Annotated in this window: 19 protein-coding genes; all 19 read right to left on the reverse strand. The window is 44.2% G+C overall.

Features of this window, described 5'->3' with window-relative positions:
* Window positions 1–257: 257 nt before the first annotated feature.
* The 19 genes from glyA to Len3610_RS13695 all read right to left on the reverse strand — a co-directional run bounded on the left by glyA (window position 258) and on the right by Len3610_RS13695 (window position 18,011).
* A complete protein-coding gene (gene glyA, locus Len3610_RS13610) occupies window positions 258–1,493 on the reverse strand; it encodes a serine hydroxymethyltransferase (RefSeq protein ID WP_176448434.1) in 1,236 nt (411 codons plus the stop codon).
* 85 nt (window positions 1,494–1,578) lie between these two features.
* The gene (locus Len3610_RS13615) at window positions 1,579–2,151 is read right to left on the reverse strand and encodes a TIGR01440 family protein (RefSeq protein WP_176449682.1); all 573 of its coding nucleotides are present in this window, start codon (window positions 2,149–2,151) and stop codon (window positions 1,579–1,581) included.
* Window positions 2,152–2,236: 85 nt separating this feature from the next.
* Window positions 2,237–2,848, reverse strand: coding sequence for a low molecular weight protein arginine phosphatase (locus Len3610_RS13620; protein WP_176448435.1), 612 nt, complete (start codon window positions 2,846–2,848; stop codon window positions 2,237–2,239).
* A gap of 178 nt (window positions 2,849–3,026) precedes the next feature.
* Window positions 3,027–3,581 (reverse strand): manganese efflux pump MntP, encoded by a 555-nt coding sequence (locus Len3610_RS13625; protein ID WP_176448436.1) that lies wholly within the window; start codon window positions 3,579–3,581, stop codon window positions 3,027–3,029.
* A gap of 118 nt (window positions 3,582–3,699) precedes the next feature.
* Window positions 3,700–4,722 (reverse strand): L-threonylcarbamoyladenylate synthase, encoded by a 1,023-nt coding sequence (locus Len3610_RS13630; protein ID WP_176448437.1) that lies wholly within the window; start codon window positions 4,720–4,722, stop codon window positions 3,700–3,702.
* Window positions 4,723–5,176: 454 nt separating this feature from the next.
* Window positions 5,177–5,578 carry a GNAT family N-acetyltransferase gene (locus Len3610_RS13635; protein ID WP_176448438.1) on the reverse strand — a complete coding sequence of 134 codons (402 nt, stop codon included), beginning with the start codon at window positions 5,576–5,578 and terminating at the stop codon, window positions 5,177–5,179.
* 65 nt (window positions 5,579–5,643) lie between these two features.
* Window positions 5,644–6,261 carry a stage II sporulation protein R gene (gene spoIIR / locus Len3610_RS13640; protein ID WP_176448439.1) on the reverse strand — a complete coding sequence of 206 codons (618 nt, stop codon included), beginning with the start codon at window positions 6,259–6,261 and terminating at the stop codon, window positions 5,644–5,646.
* Between the two features lie 86 nt (window positions 6,262–6,347).
* Window positions 6,348–7,226, reverse strand: a complete 879-nt coding sequence (gene prmC, locus Len3610_RS13645; protein ID WP_176448440.1) for a peptide chain release factor N(5)-glutamine methyltransferase — start codon at window positions 7,224–7,226, stop codon at window positions 6,348–6,350.
* Between the two features lie 5 nt (window positions 7,227–7,231).
* On the reverse strand, window positions 7,232–8,302 hold the full coding sequence (prfA, locus tag Len3610_RS13650; RefSeq protein WP_176448441.1) for a peptide chain release factor 1: 1,071 nt from the start codon (window positions 8,300–8,302) through the stop codon (window positions 7,232–7,234).
* A 105-nt stretch (window positions 8,303–8,407) separates the two neighbouring features.
* Window positions 8,408–8,599: a hypothetical protein gene (locus Len3610_RS13655; RefSeq protein ID WP_255259626.1), complete on the reverse strand. Its 192-nt coding sequence runs from the start codon at window positions 8,597–8,599 to the stop codon at window positions 8,408–8,410.
* An 80-nt stretch (window positions 8,600–8,679) separates the two neighbouring features.
* Window positions 8,680–8,802, reverse strand: coding sequence for a hypothetical protein (locus Len3610_RS21130; RefSeq protein WP_255259627.1), 123 nt, complete (start codon window positions 8,800–8,802; stop codon window positions 8,680–8,682).
* A 207-nt stretch (window positions 8,803–9,009) separates the two neighbouring features.
* Window positions 9,010–9,633: a thymidine kinase gene (locus Len3610_RS13660; protein ID WP_176448442.1), complete on the reverse strand. Its 624-nt coding sequence runs from the start codon at window positions 9,631–9,633 to the stop codon at window positions 9,010–9,012.
* 166 nt (window positions 9,634–9,799) lie between these two features.
* A complete protein-coding gene (locus Len3610_RS13665; RefSeq protein ID WP_176448443.1) occupies window positions 9,800–10,045 on the reverse strand; it encodes a type B 50S ribosomal protein L31 in 246 nt (81 codons plus the stop codon).
* Window positions 10,046–10,348: 303 nt separating this feature from the next.
* Complete coding sequence (gene rho, locus Len3610_RS13670; RefSeq protein WP_176448444.1) at window positions 10,349–11,629, reverse strand: transcription termination factor Rho; 1,281 nt, start codon at window positions 11,627–11,629, stop codon at window positions 10,349–10,351.
* 472 nt (window positions 11,630–12,101) lie between these two features.
* Window positions 12,102–13,070, reverse strand: a complete 969-nt coding sequence (gene glpX / locus Len3610_RS13675; RefSeq protein WP_176448445.1) for a class II fructose-bisphosphatase — start codon at window positions 13,068–13,070, stop codon at window positions 12,102–12,104.
* 90 nt (window positions 13,071–13,160) lie between these two features.
* Entirely contained in the window at window positions 13,161–14,447 is a 1,287-nt protein-coding gene (locus Len3610_RS13680; RefSeq protein ID WP_176449683.1) for a UDP-N-acetylglucosamine 1-carboxyvinyltransferase, read from the reverse strand.
* Window positions 14,448–14,792: 345 nt separating this feature from the next.
* Window positions 14,793–15,434, reverse strand: coding sequence for a fructose-6-phosphate aldolase (gene fsa, locus Len3610_RS13685; protein WP_176448446.1), 642 nt, complete (start codon window positions 15,432–15,434; stop codon window positions 14,793–14,795).
* Between the two features lie 339 nt (window positions 15,435–15,773).
* Window positions 15,774–16,133, reverse strand: a complete 360-nt coding sequence (locus Len3610_RS13690; RefSeq protein WP_176448447.1) for a response regulator — start codon at window positions 16,131–16,133, stop codon at window positions 15,774–15,776.
* Window positions 16,134–16,412: 279 nt separating this feature from the next.
* A complete protein-coding gene (locus Len3610_RS13695; protein ID WP_176448448.1) occupies window positions 16,413–18,011 on the reverse strand; it encodes a CTP synthase in 1,599 nt (532 codons plus the stop codon).
* Window positions 18,012–18,061 lie beyond the last annotated feature (50 nt).

Genomic DNA, 18,061 nt, shown 5'->3' on the forward strand with positions numbered 1-18,061 from the left:
TCGCGGAAAATAATATGTTTGAGTGCTCTTGCTTAAGGTTTGAGGCGGATTCGCTCAGGTTCAGACTGCTCTTGCTCTGGTTCAGAATGCTCCCGCTCTGGTTTGAGGCGATCTCGCTCAGATTTAGAGCTGATTCGCTCACTGTGCGAAATCCCCGTTTGTCGCGCGAATAACCTAATTATCGCGCGATTCACTTCCGAATAGCGCGATTCCCCACAATGAAAAAGGATGTCCCCCAAAAAGGAACATCCCTTCACTTACACATATAATGGAAATTGACCAGTCAGCGCTTTGACCCGTTCTTCTGCTTCACGCAAAACATTTTCATCCTCATGATTTCTCAAAACTGAGGCGATAATCCCGGCAATTTCTTTCATTTCCGCTTCTTTAAAGCCACGTGATGTCACAGCTGCCGTGCCGATACGCATGCCACTCGTGACAAATGGGCTTTCTGTATCAAATGGGATTGTATTTTTATTTGCGGTAATCCCGATATCATCCAGTACGTTTTCAGCGACTTTGCCGGTAAGATTTAATGGCGTGACATCAAGCAGCAATAGATGGTTATCCGTTCCACCTGATACGACGCGGACACCCTCATCCGTCAAGGCATCGCTTAATGCTTTTGCATTCTGGATGATTTGCTTCGAGTACGTCTTGAATTCATCAGACATGGCTTCTTTAAAGGAAACGGCTTTAGCTGCGATGACATGCATCAGCGGGCCGCCCTGCATACCCGGAAAGACGTTTTTATCGATTATCTTTGCATACGCATCTTTACATAAAATCATCCCGCCGCGTGGACCGCGCAACGTTTTATGTGTTGTTGTCGTTACAAAGTCAGCATACGCTACCGGATTTTGATGAAGTCCGGCTGCAACAAGTCCGGCAATGTGTGCCATGTCAACCAGCAGATATGCGCCTGTTTCATCGGCAATTTCCCGGAATTTGGCAAAATCAATTTCACGCGAATAGGCACTCGCACCAGCGACAATCAGTTTCGGTTGTACTTCCTTGGCACGCTCGAGTACGGCATCATAATCAAGCCGTTCTGTCTCCTGATCAACACCGTAATCAACGACATGATACATCTTTCCGCTGAAATTCACGGGGCTCCCATGTGTTAAGTGCCCGCCATGATTCAAATTCATGCCAAGAATGGTGTCTCCCGCTTCCAACACGGAAAAGTAGACTGCCATATTGGCCTGCGCACCGGAATGTGGCTGTACATTGGCATGGTCTGCACCGAAAAGTTCTTTCGCCCGGTCGCGTGCCAGATTTTCGGCGACGTCAACATACTCGCAGCCGCCATAATAGCGTTTGCCCGGATAGCCTTCTGCATACTTATTTGTGAGGACTGAACCCATGGCTTCCATAACAGCTTCGGATACAAAGTTTTCCGAGGCAATCAGTTCAATCTTTTCCTGCTGGCGTGTTTTTTCCCCGTGTATTGCTTCATACAATTCATGATCAGTCTGCTTTACATGTTCCATATGTCGTTCCCCCTTGTTTTATGGTGTCGTTTAATCTGCATTATCAATCAAATCAGCATCGCAACCTTGGATCCTGATGGATTGCCTATTCTGTAATGGCTTCGGCAGTTTCTTTATCATAGACTGCGCGCTTGCCGCCGATTAATTTTGGTCGGGTACGTGCAGCCGTCACCCGGGCGTTCCCTATGCTGCGCTGTTCAAACCGGAGCGGTACAGCAATCGGCTTTAAGTGCATGCCGATCATTGTTTCACCAATATCGATGCCGCTGTTTGCCTTAATGGTTTCAACAACGACAGGGTTTTTCATATTTTTATAGGCGAACGACGCCATTGAACCGCCTGCACGCGGAACCGGAATAGCGGTAACTTCCTCCAGGTTGTGGCGCTGCATTGTTTCCTTTTCCACCACCAGGGCGCGATTTAAATGTTCACAGCATTGGAAAGCAATCACAATACCAGTATCCGCTTGCAACGCTGACAGCTCTTCAAAAAGAATGGCGGCCAATTCCTCACTGCCGGACGTGCCAATTCGCTCACCTGAAACTTCGCTGGTGGAACAGCCGACAACAAATACATCACCTGCATTTAAATGACCGCTCCCGAGCCATTCAGTGGATATAGCCTCCATATCGCGCCTGACCTGCTCTTTGAAATCCATCACAACTCACCTGCCCCCTGTTTAGGTTCGCCATATGCATGACCTGCACTCTGCAGGCCGAAACGCCCACAACAACATTTCCAGGCTATTGACTCCTATCAATCTTTCGGGCCAGCTCATCAATATGCTTTTTTATCTCTCCCAATGTTTTCTGATAAATGCCCAAATCACCGCCAAACGGATCCGAGATATCATAATTGATTAAACTGGCTTCAAGCTTTTGAATGTTTTCCCAATCATTCTGCAAATATTTCTTAAGTTCTTGTTCAAGTTTATGATTGTCCATTTTATGCTGATTCTTTTGAATGTATTGCGATCGCTTCTCCTCATAATCAGCATACTGTTGTTTCAATTCATTCCAAATTTTTTTATCAGCATGGGAAACATATTCTTTTAATGTATAATATTTTTCCTGGAAATCAGGGTATTCCATGATCAGTGACTGTTTGTGCTGTGTTGTCATGGTAAGTACCAAATCTGCCCAATGCAGCAATTTAGCGGTTACCGGCTGTGATTTCGCAGTCAGCGTCACGCCCTCGCGTTTCAGCGCTTCAACAGCATGATCATTCGGGCGTTGATTTTTCACAGCAAAAATACCCGCCGATTGCACCTCTGCTTCGGGGATCCTATCTTTCAGCAGTGCTTCCGCCATCGGGCTTCGGCACGTATTTCCTGTACATATGAACAATATCTTCATTGGGAGACCTCCGTATTGAAATCCTATCCAAACTATATCATAGAATGGTATGGTTGTCAGAAAAAAATCAGGAAAAACACGTTATGGAAATCTGCTTGTTCCTGTCACCCAAGTTAAAATGATGGACTTTTTAACGACTCATCGAAAAAAAGACCCTCCATCATTTCACAGAGCGTCTTTAGCCAAACACTATATGTAATCCAAATCCGCAAAGTATGCTGCCGCCCAATATTTCACTGTACACACCGAGCAAGCCGTGCATTTTCCGTCCTAAAATCATACCAGCCCACGTAAGGATCATGCTGGCCATTCCGAAAAATAAGAGCGCAATAACTATTTTTACTTCCGATAAGCCAAGACTGAGGCCCACCGAAAAACTGTCCAGGCTGACACTCAACGCAAAAAAGATCAATCCGATTCCGACCGGTTGTACCAGTTTTTGTGATTCATGATTAAAGGCGGAAAAAATCATTTGTGCACCGATTCCAACAAGCAGCAATCCGCCGGTAAGTGTCGCAAAATCGCCAATCTGTGTCGAGATTGCCTGTCCCAGCACAATACCGATAAACGGCATAAGCATATGGAACAAACCGATAACGGCACCAACGATGGCAATCCGTTTCAGCCTGATTCGCTGCATTCCCATACCGAGACTAACAGAAAAAGCATCCATCCCTAAGGCAACCGCCATAAAAATTAATGAAACGATTTCACCTATATAATAAACCGACATCAAAATCCCCCTCAGACATGCTATTAGACTATATGCCTGTCCGAGGGTGAATATGAGTCAATCAGGTGACTCACAACCTGAAAATCAAGTTGTCCACAGGGTTCATATGCTGGATGATTTAACTGTCCACATACGCAGTGGCAGCTTTTTCCAAGCGATTCATGATAGCCTGTCCAATGTCTGTTCGCGGAAACGTTTCACACACAATCAGGTCTACATCCCCATTTTTAAATACACGCAATGCATCATACAGAGTTGCTGCAATATCACGCAAATCGGAGCCAAGCGTTATGATGCGGTCTGCCTGTAATCTATTTGCCGTTTGGGTACTGGCCATGACGCCAATTCGTTTCGCATCATCCCGTTCTCTATCAATGACCGCCTGAATGTTTTCCGGCGAACCAGCCACCAGCCACATGGGAACGTCAGGTGCATAGTGCTTATATTTCATCCCCGGGGCTTTAGGCTTGTCTGCCGTATTGGCCAGTGCCGGGTCAACCATAACAGAGCCTACTGCCATCTCGAGCTGCGCTTTCGTGATGCCGCCAGGTCTGAGGATTACCGGTATTTCCTGTGTACAATCAATGACCGTCGATTCCAATCCAACACCGGTTGCACCTGCATCAACCAATCCGGCAATTTTCCCCTGTAAGTCTGCCCAGACATGGTCAGCGGTTGTCGGACTTGGTTTTCCGGAAATATTCGCACTCGGAGCGGCAACGGGAATATCGCACGTCTTCAGCAGGTTTTGGGCAACCGGATGGTCCGGAATCCGCACCCCGATTGTGGATAACCCCGCCGTTACATTGCTCGCACACGTGCCATTACTCGGCAAAACGATCGTTATCGGTCCCGGTGTAAAGGTATCAATCAGCTTTTCAGCAACAGAAGGAAGGGTGGTAACCAATCTGCTCAGCTGCTTTTTCGTGGCAACATGAGCAATCAATGGATTATCTTCCGGTCTTCCTTTCGCTTCAAAAATACCTGAAACAGCCGCCTCATCCGTTGCATCTGCGCCAAGACCATAAACCGTTTCAGTCGGAAAAGCTACCGTCCGGCCGTTCCGTAATCGATCAGCCGCTTCTTCAATCGCCTGCTGTTCAGGCTGTCTTTCATCAATGTACCATCGTTTCGTCTGCATCCCTGCTGTCCCTCTTTCCTATCATGTCCTTTTTGAAAACGTGAAGGTATACTACAATTTGCGTATTATTAAGCATAAGTACGCTATTTTCCCATATTGTCTATCCTAAGCTAATTTTGCGGTTTCTTAAAGTATTAAAAAACCGGGACTTATCATGAGGTCTGTGTGCTCCACTTATGCACACGCAGGCCAAAAGAAAAGATAGCCTGCAGAAACTTTTCCACAGACTATCCACAATTCTCCGGAAACACTATTACTTCCACTTTAGTCGGTCATCATCCAAAAACTCCGGGCGTTAACACCAATGGCACCCGAGTAATATCAGCAAAAGCCGATTTAATTTTCCACAATGCTGTGCATAGTTTTTCAAGTTTGTTCACGTGTTTTTAACAGGTTTTCCACAACAAATTGTGCATGAATGTGGATAATGTGAAATTCCTTAGCTTATAACATATCAGGAAACGTTATACGTCCACCAGTTTCCTTCCTTATCAGGTGCTTCACTTACAAACGCGTTTTCTTTTTGTGGATAAAATTGCAATGCTTCAAGCAAAATATCGACCATTGGCTGATGACTGTGGACAAAAACTTGCTTGGCTTGTTTTTCTTTGGCCAATGCCAAGATCGTTTCCAATAAAACAGGCAAAGATGTTGCGGCATTTTTCGTCACGTAAAGTTGTTTCAGCCAGTAAATATCGTCATCAACCGTATCCAGAACAAAACAGCCCTCAATCTTCTCTTTCAGTTCCACGACATAGCCTTTCTCCAGCAATAGTCCCCGTTCGACGTCCTGGTTATGCTGCAAAAATTCTTCCAGTTTTTCCGTTGAAGCATGATTAGCTGCGATGATCTCCATTTTTTCCACCTCTATGATTTGAATTCTTTTCTAGTAAGTTATGCAGAAACTAGAAAATCTATGACCTAACTGAACCATTCAAAGAGAAAAAATTTAACCTCGGCCTCTTCCTCTTCATCTTTGTCTTCATCCTGTGTTTCTTCATCGGTTTCGGCTTCTTCCGCTTCAGCTACACTGGCGCCATTTGAAAAGTCCAGAAAGCAGAGTGGCGGGAATAACACACACCACCAGTTATCACCCTGACCTTCCCCAAGCGTAATCAAAACAGCCTCATATTCACCCGGGGGGTACATATATGAACCATAGAGTTTAGCCGGGAATGTAACATTTTTACCGTATTCAACATTGGCGTCCTGCTGATTATTTTCTGCTTCCAAGACGTCGTTCACAATCGTATTGATCTCCGGGATACGTGATTCAATCAGCTTTCTGGCTTCGTCGATGTCCGTCATGTGCTCTACCCACTCGGTTATGGCATTATTCACCTCATCACGGACCTTCCGCTTTAAAGCCTGATCCTCCTCACTGTCACTATTGGCCAGGATACGCAAACGAATCGCTTCATCCGGAATAACTTTTATATCAGACTGGGCGCTGTACCCATTTTCTTCACTAATACTCTTAACCGGCATGGCAAAAATAATAATAAAAATGATAATAGCCGATACTGCTAACTTTCGCATCGTAAAAAAACCCCTCTCCAATCTGAATGACGTTTCTCTTTAGAAACAGTTTGGACAGGGGGGATTCTTTTCATACTATGAATCTATTAATTTTTTGTGGGACATGGGGTCTGACCCCGCGTCCCACTGATAATCCGATCTTTTCCATTCATGTCTTTTATAATCGCAACATCCATTTCCGGAAAAGCCGTTTGTAATAGGGATTGGACATCTTTGCCTTGCTGATGGCCAATTTCAAAAAAACAAAAGCCGTCTTGTTTCAGGGTTTCAGGCAGCCTGCTAATGATTGCTTTGTACGAAGCCAGACCATTATTATCTGCAAAAAGTGCCTGTTCCGGTTCAAAATTTTTCACTGTATCGGATAGCTCTGTTTTTTCAGCTGGTGCGATATACGGTGGATTGGATACAATTATATCTGCTTGGATATGATGTTCGATCAGCGGCTCCACGTAATCACCCTCAAGGAAAATAACATGTGCACCTAATCGTTCCGCATTTTGACCGGCAATTTCAAGTGCATCCGGGGAAATATCGGTCGCATAAACGACTGCATTCGGCAGCTCCAGCGCCAACGTTACAGCGATGATCCCGCTTCCGGTTCCTATATCAACAATTGTGTGCGGTTCATCTGAGACTGTTTCCACAATATGCTGAATGAGTTCCTCTGTTTCTGGGCGCGGTATCAATGTATGTCCATTAACCTGGAAGCGACGGCTGTAAAAACAGGCATAACCGGTCATATGTTCAAGGGGCATCCCGGTTTTTGCATGCTCGGTTACAGCACGATTGAATTGATTGATGACATCTTCCGGTACCGGGTCGCGCATCATCATGAAAAATTTTGACCGTGACACACCTAGATAATACTGCAAAAGCAGTTCAGCCACTTTTGCCTCGCGATTATTTTCCTCTAAAAAAAGAGAAGCCCGGTGCAGGACTTCATGTAGCTTCGGTTCTTTATCCATTATCTTCATTCACCAATTTCTTCAAGTTTCTGTGTTTGTTCTTCCAGAAGCAGGGCATCGATAAACTCATCCAATTTCCCCTCCATCACCTGATCAAGCTTCTGAATCGTCAAGCCAATACGATGATCCGTTACACGGGTCTGTGGAAAATTGTATGTCCGAATACGTTCTGAACGGTCACCAGTACCCACTGCCGATTTACGATTCTCATCGATTTCTGCCTGAGCTTCTTGCTGGAACTTGTCATAAATCCGTGCACGCAGCACTTTCATCGCTTTTTCCCTGTTTTTGATTTGCGACTTTTCATCCTGACAGGATACAACAATTCCGGTCGGATCATGCGTTAGCCTGACAGCAGACATGGTCGTATTGACACTTTGGCCGCCGGGGCCGCTTGAAGCGAATGTGTCCATCCGAATATCCTTCTCATTGATATCCACTTCCACATCTTCAGCCTCAGGCAAAACAGCTACCGTAGCAGTCGAGGTATGAATTCGGCCGCCGGATTCTGTTTCCGGGACGCGCTGCACGCGGTGTGCACCATTTTCATACTTCAGTTTGGAGTAAGCGCCGGTACCTTTTACCATGAAAATAATTTCTTTATACCCGCCGACACCGGTTGACGTCGCTTCAACGACATCAATTTTCCAACCATGTGTTTCAGCGTATTTGCTGTACATACGGTAAAGGTCACCGGCAAATAAAGCTGCTTCATCTCCGCCGGCAGCTCCGCGAATTTCCATGAAGACATTCTTATCGTCATTCGGATCTTTCGGGAGGAGTAATATTCTTAAGTTCTCCTCAAGCTCTTGTTCTTTTTCGGAAAGATCCTCGATTTCGGCTTTTGCCATTTCCTGCATGTCATCATCGGATTCATCTTCAAGCATTTCTTTTGCATCTTTCAATTGTTTTTCCACGTCTTTATACGTTCGGTAAGTCTGTACAACCTCTTCAAGGTCAGACTGTTCTTTGGAATACTCACGCAGTTTTTTCGTATCACTTATAACATCAGGGTCACTTAGTAACTCGTTCAATTTATCATAGCGCTCTTCCAGCGATTGTAAACGGTCTAACACAACGGTCACCTCTTTTCGATTAACAGTCTAATTATAATATACTCATGCAGGGAGGTCAAAATTAGCAGGGGCTTAATCCCGAAGCAACCCGCTTCTCTACGGACATCACATAGAATCCTTCCCCCGAATGACCTCAAGCATCAATTCCAAACTTCGCTTCATTTCATCATAAAAAAGACTAAGGAGTGGATAAAAATCACCATTATCCGCCTGAGCCAATGCTTGATAATAATCCTCCCGTTTTTCATTTTTTATGACGATCGGAGGGTAACCGGCTTTCATGACAATCAAGTTCATGATCAGCCTGCCAACTCGACCATTCCCATCATCGAAAGGGTGAATCGCAACAAAGCGATGGTGTGCTTTTGCGGCTAATTCTACCGGATGGTATTGGTTGCCATTTTGAACTTCTCATCCATCAATTCCATGATCTCCGCCGACAGCGGTCTGTAGTCATCGAGTGTTTGTTTTAATACCGTTAGTTTACTTAGATCAACCATTTTACCAGCCCCCAAACAGGATTTCCGAAAAATTTGTCAACATTAGTATGTATGATAACCAAGCTTATTGCAATTGTTCCAAACAAGGGGCAGAGGCCAGAAGTCAGACTTGAGGAAATCGGCGAATTAGCCGATTTCAAGATTGAAGTCTTCATCTGAAATGTTATATTTCTGATCTCATAAAAAAGAGCGCCGCAGCACTCTTTTTTACTCAGATATTTCAGTTATGGCTTGTACATTTTTATGACCGGGCTTATTTGGAACGTCGTGATGGTGGCGGCACCTTGGTTCATACGATTCCGAAGCCCCCACCATGATGACCGGATCATCATATGATGCAGGTCTGCCATCAATCAAACGCTGCGTACGATTAGCCGGTGAACCGCAGATCGGGCAAATGGCGTTCAATTTTGAAATGGATTCGCTTTGTGCCATAAGTTTTGGCATTGGGCCGAATGGTTCCCCGCGGAAATTAGTGTCCAGACCCGCGGCAATGACACGAATTCCATCGTTTGCAAGCTCATTAGCTACTGAGATGATATTATCATCAAAGAATTGGGCTTCGTCAATTCCGATGACATCGATATGATGCTGCTGCAGGTATTCCAATATGTTATCCGAATCCTTCACCGGACGTGCAATAATTGACGTACCATTATGCGATATAACTGACTCTTCAGCATATCTGTCATCTATGACCGGTTTAAATACGCGTACCGATAAATTGGCATAAGTTGCACGGCGAACGCGTCGTATCAGTTCTTCTGATTTCCCGGAGAACATACTGCCGCAAATGACTTCAAGCCATCCGCTATGTTTCATCACGTACATATGCCGGAGCTCCCTTCCAAATCGTATTTCTATTATGTATGATTAGCTTATCGTTATTTCAGGCAAATTTTGAAAAAGTCATTTCCAGAGATATTCCCTGTTACAAAGTGAAAAAACAGGCAACGTGTAGACATATTGCCTGTTTTTTATATGAATCCTCAGCTTTTTATTTCATATTATATTTTCTCTTGAATCGGTCGACACGTCCACCGACTTTGTCAGCTTTTTGTTTTCCGGTATAGAATGGGTGTGAAGCTGAGCTGATTTCAACACGAATTAGCGGGTACGTGTTGCCATCTTCCCATTCAATTGTTTCTTCGGAAGATTGTGTTGAACCGCTCAAGAATTTATAATCTGAGCTTGTGTCCAGGAAAACAACTTTTCTGTATTCCGGATGAATTTCATTTTTCATATCCTTCCACTCCTTCTTGCCCTGAATCCTTATGCATTCAGAGTTATTATAAGAGCCGTTACAGGTCTCATGTCCTTATCTACAGAAAGATTATAACAGCGCAACGTTATGATTGCAATAGTCAATCATTGCCTGTCATTTTCTTCATACTTCAGCCTTTTTTCATACAAAATATCATATTTCAAAGAACCGTTTAGAAGGGCTAATTCACAAATTTGTTGCTTTTCGGGTTGCTAGCAAGGCTATATACCCTAAACTATTCCAAAACAACAAAGTTTAAGAAAACAGCCTTAAGCAAACAAACTACCCTTTCGTTCCCTTACGTTTCATTTCATCCTCCATTTGCTGGAAGAATTCATCGTTATTTTTCGTTGATCTGAGACGTTTCAGGAAGCGGTCGAGGAAATTATGGGAATCCTGCATTGTTTTCCGGATGGCCCAGATTTTGTCAAGATGATCTTTCGAGACAAGCAATTCCTCTTTCCGTGTACCGGATTTCAGTATATCAATAGATGGGAAAATCCGGCGTTCAGCGAGACTGCGATCCAAGTGCAGTTCCATATTGCCCGTTCCTTTAAACTCTTCATAGATAACATCGTCCATTCGGGAACCCGTGTCAATTAAAGCCGTCGCCAGGACGGTAAAACTGCCGCCTTCTTCGATATTCCGCGCTGCACCAAAAAAGCGTTTCGGGCGGTGGAATGCTGCTGGATCAATCCCGCCGGAAAGTGTCCGGCCGCTTGGCGGAATGACCAGATTGTAGGCACGGGCAAGCCGTGTGATGCTATCCATCAGGACAATGACATCACGCTTATGCTCCACCAGACGCATCGCCCGTTCCAGAACAAGTTCGGAAACTTTGATATGGCTTTCCGGAACCTCATCAAAAGTGGAGCTGACGACATCCACGTCCTCGTGAACCGAACGCTCAATGTCGGTTACTTCTTCAGGACGCTCGTCCACTAGTAAAATAATCAATTTAGCATGCGGATGGTTCGCTGAAATACTATTGGCAATTCCCTTCAGAAGCACTGTTTTACCGGCTTTTGGCGGTGCAACAATCAGTCCGCGCTGCCCAAAGCCAACCGGTGTCATCAGGTCAATAATCCGGGTCGACAAATTTTTGGTCTCGCGTTCCAGTTGCATGAAACGGTCAGGATATAATGCCGTGAGTGCCGGAAAATGCACACGTTCTTTTGACGTTTCGGGGTCCACCCCGTTCACTGCGTCAACATGCAGCAAGCCGTAATAACGTTCATTTTCTTTTGGCGGACGTACTTTGCCGGATACTTTATCCCCATTTCTTAAATCAAAACGGCGGATTTGTGATGCGGAAATATAAATATCTTCTGCACTTGGGGAATAATTGATTGGACGAAGAAAGCCAAATCCTTCTGAAGGTATTACTTCTAAAATCCCATCCATGAATAAATAACCGTCTTTTTCAGCCTGTGCTTTCAGAATTGAAAAAATGAGTTCTTTTTTTGTAAGTTTTGCATAATACGATACTTTGTATTCCCGTGCCAGAGCATAAATTTCCTTTAACGTTAATGTCTCCAGATGGGAAATAGTTAAGGATGCCATTAAATCACCACACCTATTCATTTTTAAATTGTTCAAAAAGTTTGTTGAAAATGATACAGAGGAACTTCGACCAAACATTGACATGTCCAATGGTGAACGGAGAAATCATCAACTCCGATAAAAGTCCATTGCTCACATTTGCAGAGCGGCTTCTTTTTCGGAGGTCGGCCCCTTAATCCACTTTTTAAACGTTTATTGATTATCGTGAAATTTATGAATGTTTCTCTTTCTATTTATTTGAATGGTAACTATAGGAAGAGTTTGCAGGAAGCTAGAATGGAAGTTTTCCTATTTTACAACTATCATTACCGGGTTTCCCCTTTAATAAACATATCCATCATACCTTTTTCTGGATTGATATTCAATACCATTTCACATATTTTTGCCTGCAGAATGGACGCCTGCATAATAATAGTTAAGGAAGCCAATCAATCATTTGGCTTCCTATCAGGTTATTTATAATTTAGTTCGATTAAGATTTAATCACGAGGTTAGGTTTTTTCTTGAGACTATGATCGCCATCAATAAAACGCACTGTTCCACTTTTAGCGCGCATAACCACCGTTTGTGTTGTTGCTTTTGCCCCTTTAAATTGAACACCTTGCAGCAATTCGCCATCAGTAATGCCGGTTGCAGCAAAAATAGCATCATCACCGCCGCAGAAATCGTCCATATAATAGACTTTATCCAAGTCGGGAATACCCATTTTATGGCAGCGTTCCACTTCTTCATCATTGGACGGGATGAGCTTTCCCTGGATTTCCCCGCCAAGACATTTTAATGCCGCTGCACTGAGAACACCCTCAGGAGCACCGCCGATTCCCATTAAAATATCAACACCGGTATCATCGAAAGCCGTATTCATAGCAGCAGCCACATCACCATCCGTGATTAATTTAATTCGTGCCCCGGCTGCACGGATTTCTTCAATTAACGTTTCATGCCGCGGACGATCCAGAACAATGGCCACGACATCCTCGACCGCTTTATTTTTTGCCTCAGCAACGGCTTTTAGATTGTCCAGTGTCGAAGCGTTAACATCAACTTTACCGACTGCTTCAGGACCGACGGCAATTTTTTTCATATACATGTCAGGTGCATGCAGCATGTCACCTTCATCGGCAATCGCAATGACAGCAAGTGCGTTCCATGTACCTTGTGCAACGATATTGGTGCCTTCTACCGGATCCACAGCAACATCGACTTTCGGACCAGAACCGGTGCCAAGTTTTTCACCAATATACAGCATTGGTGCTTCATCCTTCTCACCTTCACCAATAACAACGGTTCCCTGCATCGGGATTGTATCAAATACATCGCGCATAGCTGATGTAGCCGCATCGTCTGCCTCATTCTTTTTACCGCGTCCCATCCAGCGTGCAGATGATTGCGCCGCTGCTTCGGTAACGCGGACGAGTTCCATTGATAAACTTCTTTCCATATTTCCCTCTCCTTTTTTAAAAATATCCTCATCCCAAAAGGATTTACATATGGAGGGGCTTCTCTTTTTTAAGTTCTCCTCGTGTACTCATCAGGAATCTTGAAATTGTTCGATTTCCTGCTCGTTCATTTCTTCCCGCCATACATTGGCACCAAGGTTGTTTAATTTCTCAGTTATCTTCTCATAACCCCGGTCAATATGGTCGACGCCTGTGATTTCGGTAATGCCATTTGCCATCAGTCCGGCAACGATGAGTGATGCACCGGCACGCAAATCACTGGCTTTCACTCGTGCTCCTTCCAGCTGAACAGGTCCGCTTACAATCACTGATCCGCCTTCCACTTTTATGGCTGCATTCATGCGTCGTAATTCATCGATGTGTTTTAGGCGAGCGGAGTAAATCGTGTCCGTTATAATACCTGTATTGACTGCTTTCGTCAATAATGCTGTGAATGGCTGCTGGAGATCAGTCGGAAACCCGGGATAAACTAACGTTTTGACATCGACACTTTTAAGCGGATGCTTCGGAGCGATGTATAACTGCTCATCGTTTTCCTCCACTGTCACACCCATTTCTTCCAGTTTGGCCAATAATGGTTCCAGGTGCTGCGATATCACATTGTCAATGATCACTTCTTTGCCCTGCGCTGCAGAAGCTATGGCATATGTACCGGCTTCAATCCGATCAGGAATAATCGTATGCTGACAGCCATGCAGTGATTCGACACCTTCAATCCGGATCACATCTGTTCCGACACCTTTAATATTGGCTCCCATATTGGTCAGGAGTGTAGCAACATCAATGATTTCCGGTTCTTTTGCGGCATTTTCAATGATCGTTTTTCCTTTTGCTTTCACAGCAGCAAGCATAATATTAATGGTTGCACCTACACTGACAACATCAAGGTAAATTCTGGCACCACGGAGCTGATTAGCGCGGATATAAATAGCACCTTGCTCATTGGTTACTTCAGCTCCCAAAGCCTCAAACCCTTTAATGTGCTGATCAATCGGACGCGGTCCCAAATGACAGCCGCCAGGGAGGCCGATAACCGCCTGGTTGAATTTTCCAAGCATCGCACCCATAAAATAATAGGAAGCCCTGAGTTTTTTGACTTTTCCGTTTGGCAGGGGCATTGATACCATATTCTCCGGATCAATGTGCACCGTCTGCCCATCCCAGCTGACTTTCCCACCTATTTCTTCCAATAAATCACCAAGTGTATAAACGTCTGATATGTCAGGAAGTCCCTCAATCATGACGTGTGAATCGGCTAAAAGTGCGGCAGGCAGTAACGCAACAGCACTATTCTTTGCGCCGTTTACCCGTACCTTGCCATTTAATGAATGACCGCCTTCAATTAATATTTTTTGCATTTGCAGCACCCCGCTTCCGGACGTCTTACACTTCTGTCCCAGGTCTCCGTTTTTCTCCCTGCCCTGATTTTCCATTTGGATGTTTAGCAAAGTCAATTCTATTCAACCCGCACCCCGAATACACGTGCTCGTCACGTTGCAAGTTATTTCGGCGAAGCCTACGTTCCTCGCAACTCGAAGCTAATTCGGTGGATGATTTGCTCGTCGTGTTGCATGACTTTTCGGTGATGAAGCACTCCTCGCAGAAAAGCATTGCTCGTCGCTTTCCGAGGGCGGCTGGTACGCTTTTCAGATAATAGCCTTCTATTTTATGCATTCATTCTGTGCTAAGAGGCAGCAGAATCTCTATTTCTGTTTATTCCAGTCTGCCAGGAATTTTTCAATACCTTGATCTGTCAATGGATGTTTTACCAGAGAACCAAGCACTTTATATGGAATTGTGGCTATATGCGCACCATTAACAGCAGCATCTGTCACATGCAATGGATGCCTGATGGATGCCGCGATGATTTCCGCTCCAATATCGTGATAATCAAATATTTCCCTGATGGTAGAAATTAAGTCCATACCATCATGACCGATGTCGTCCAGACGGCCAAGGAAAGGCGAGACATATGATGCGCCTGCACGTGCAGCCAGCAGTGCCTGATTCGCATTAAAAATTAACGTAACGTTTGTTTTGATATTTAAATCGCTGAACGCTTTAACGGCTTTCAGACCTTCCAGCGTCATGGGAACTTTAACCGTAATGTTCGGTGCAATTGCAGCCAGTTCTTTCCCTTCTCTGATCATACCATCTGCATCTTCCGAAATAACTTCTGCACTGACGGATCCGGAAACTTCATCCGTAATTTCCTTCAACCGATCATGAAACGAAACACCTTCTTTGGATACAAGGCTCGGATTGGTCGTGACACCTGCCAGAATGCCCAGTTCATTGGCAGAGCGGATGTCATCAATGCTTGCAGAATCCAGGAAAAATTTCATCAGTAAAACCCTCGCTTTCTCAAATTTCACGGCCAATTCGAGGCAATACCAGAATTGCCCCGCAGCCATTATTATGACATTCGATTCTTAAAGTGCCATTACAGTATTATGGAATAGCCAAACGTGCGCATTTTTCAATTTTTCCATCGATACGTGTGGCATACAGTTCATGACTTAGAATAACATATAAATTAATTATAGTATAAGAATACCAACAAGAATTTAAAGGCGCAAGCTGCAAAATCAGATTGTCTGTAATCCGGCTCTTAATCAAAAATACAGCAGGAAAATCTGCTGCATTTTTCACCCTATATATGATGATTATGACAAAAATGACTATTAATTCAATATACGTTTGACAAAACTGTTAAGCTCTTGAATATTGAATGGTTTGGCAAATACCTCCTTTATTAAGCTGAATTGCTGCAGGTCTTTCCTGGCATCTTCAGCCAAACCACTCATAACAATTGCCGGGATATAAATCTGATTATGCTCCAATTGGTTTAACACTTCCAGACCATCAACCACCGGCAATTTGTAATCCAATATAAGCAAATCAAATGATTCACGGTATAGTTTGTCGAGAGCCTCTTTGCCTGTTTCAGCCGTCGTCACATCATACCCTTCTTCCATGAACACCTCCTGTATTAACATTCGTATTCCCGGTTGATCATCTACAACCAATATCTTCTTCGTCATGCTTGAGCCACCCCCTTACTCTATATCAAAATTCGACAAAAAATCCCAAAATCCTTCTTTTTAAAGAACACAGAATTCAATTTGACTATATAAAGGGGCAGCATTTTTATTTAAAAGACTGTTATCGAAATTTATCCTTCTTTAACTAAATTGGCGTTTTTAAAAGAACAGGCCTAAATAAAGAAACGAATAGTTGTTCTTTATCCAGGCCTTTCATCATGGGTCTTTTGATATGCTTTAAAATTCAATCACCGGTTATATACCTGGTGAATTTGGCTGTCATTTTTGGGAGGCGGCACCGACAAACCCCTGAAATAAGCCTTGTGGGCGGGTCGGGCGTGACTTGAATTCAGGATGGAATTGGCATGCGACAAACCACGGATGATCAGCCATTTCGATTGTTTCAACCAGCCGGTCATCCGGACTTGTTCCTGATAGAATCATGCCGTTTTCCTGCATTCGCTCCCTGTAATGATTATTAACTTCGTAACGGTGGCGATGGCGCTCATAGACAAGATCTTCTTCCCCATATGCTTGCTTTGTTTTCGTACCATCCATTAATTTGCATGGATAACTGCCAAGCCTTAATGTGCCGCCCAGGTCGGATATATTTTTCTGTTCAGGCAGCAGGTCAATAATCGGATGTGGGGTGTCCGGATCAATTTCAGCAGAATGCGCATTTTCCAACCCCAGTACATTTCGAGCAAATTCGACAGTCGCAAGCTGCATTCCGAGACAAATACCTAAAAATGGTTTCTTATTTTCACGGGCATAACGAATCGCTTCAAGTTTGCCCTCAATTCCGCGATCACCAAAACCGCCCGGGACAAGTATACCATCCACATCTTCAAGCTCACGTTTGATCGATTCATTATCCTGCTTTTCCGAGTTGATCCATTTAACCTGGATATCTGAATCATATGAAAAGCCGGCATGTTTTAATGCTTCAACAACAGAAAGATAAGCATCCGGGAGTTCAACATATTTTCCTACAAGGCCGATTACAGTGGTGTGAGGCAAATGGTGCACGCTTTCAATCAGTCCTTCCCATTCATGCATATCTGCTTCATCACAGTGAAGCCCCAGATGATCACAGGTCAATTGGTCCAGCTTCTGCTGTTGAAGTGCAATCGGTACCTGATACAATGTGTCTGCATCAAGCATCTCAATGACTGCCTGTTTATCCGTATCACAAAATAGCGCAATTTTTTCTTTCATTTCTTCGCTGATCGGCAGTTCCGAACGCAGAACAATCACATCCGGCTGAATGCCCAATGAGCGCAATTCCTTCACACTATGCTGGGTCGGCTTTGTTTTAACTTCGCCCGCCGCTTTAATATATGGCACAAGTGTACAGTGAATATACATGACATGTTCCCGGCCGATGTCACTTTTGATTTGCCGGATAGCTTCCAGAAATGGCAGTGACTCGATATCTCCGACTGTCCCGCCAATTTCCGTGATGACAACATCGGCTTTGGTCTCCTGTCCGGCACGGAAAACCTGTTCTTTAATTTCGTCAGTAATATGCGGAATGACCTGCACCGTTCCGCCGAGATAATCACCGCGCCGCTCTTTCTTAATGACACTTGAATAGACTTTCCCTGTCGTAATATTGCTGTATTTATTCAAATTAATATCGATGAATCGCTCGTAATGACCTAGATCAAGGTCTGTTTCCGCACCATCTTCCGTTACGAAAACTTCGCCATGCTGATACGGGCTCATCGTTCCGGGGTCAACGTTAATATACGGGTCGAACTTTTGGATGGTCACCTTCAATCCCCGATTTTTTAAAAGCCTGCCCAGTGACGCAGCGGTAATTCCTTTACCTAATGATGACACTACACCACCAGTCACAAAAATATACTTCGTCAATGATTCATCCCTCTTTCTATATAAAATGTAGTGTTTCGGCGATTACTCTG

This window comes from Lentibacillus sp. CBA3610, assembly GCF_013373365.1.
Classification (GTDB): domain Bacteria; phylum Bacillota; class Bacilli; order Bacillales; family Amphibacillaceae; genus Lentibacillus.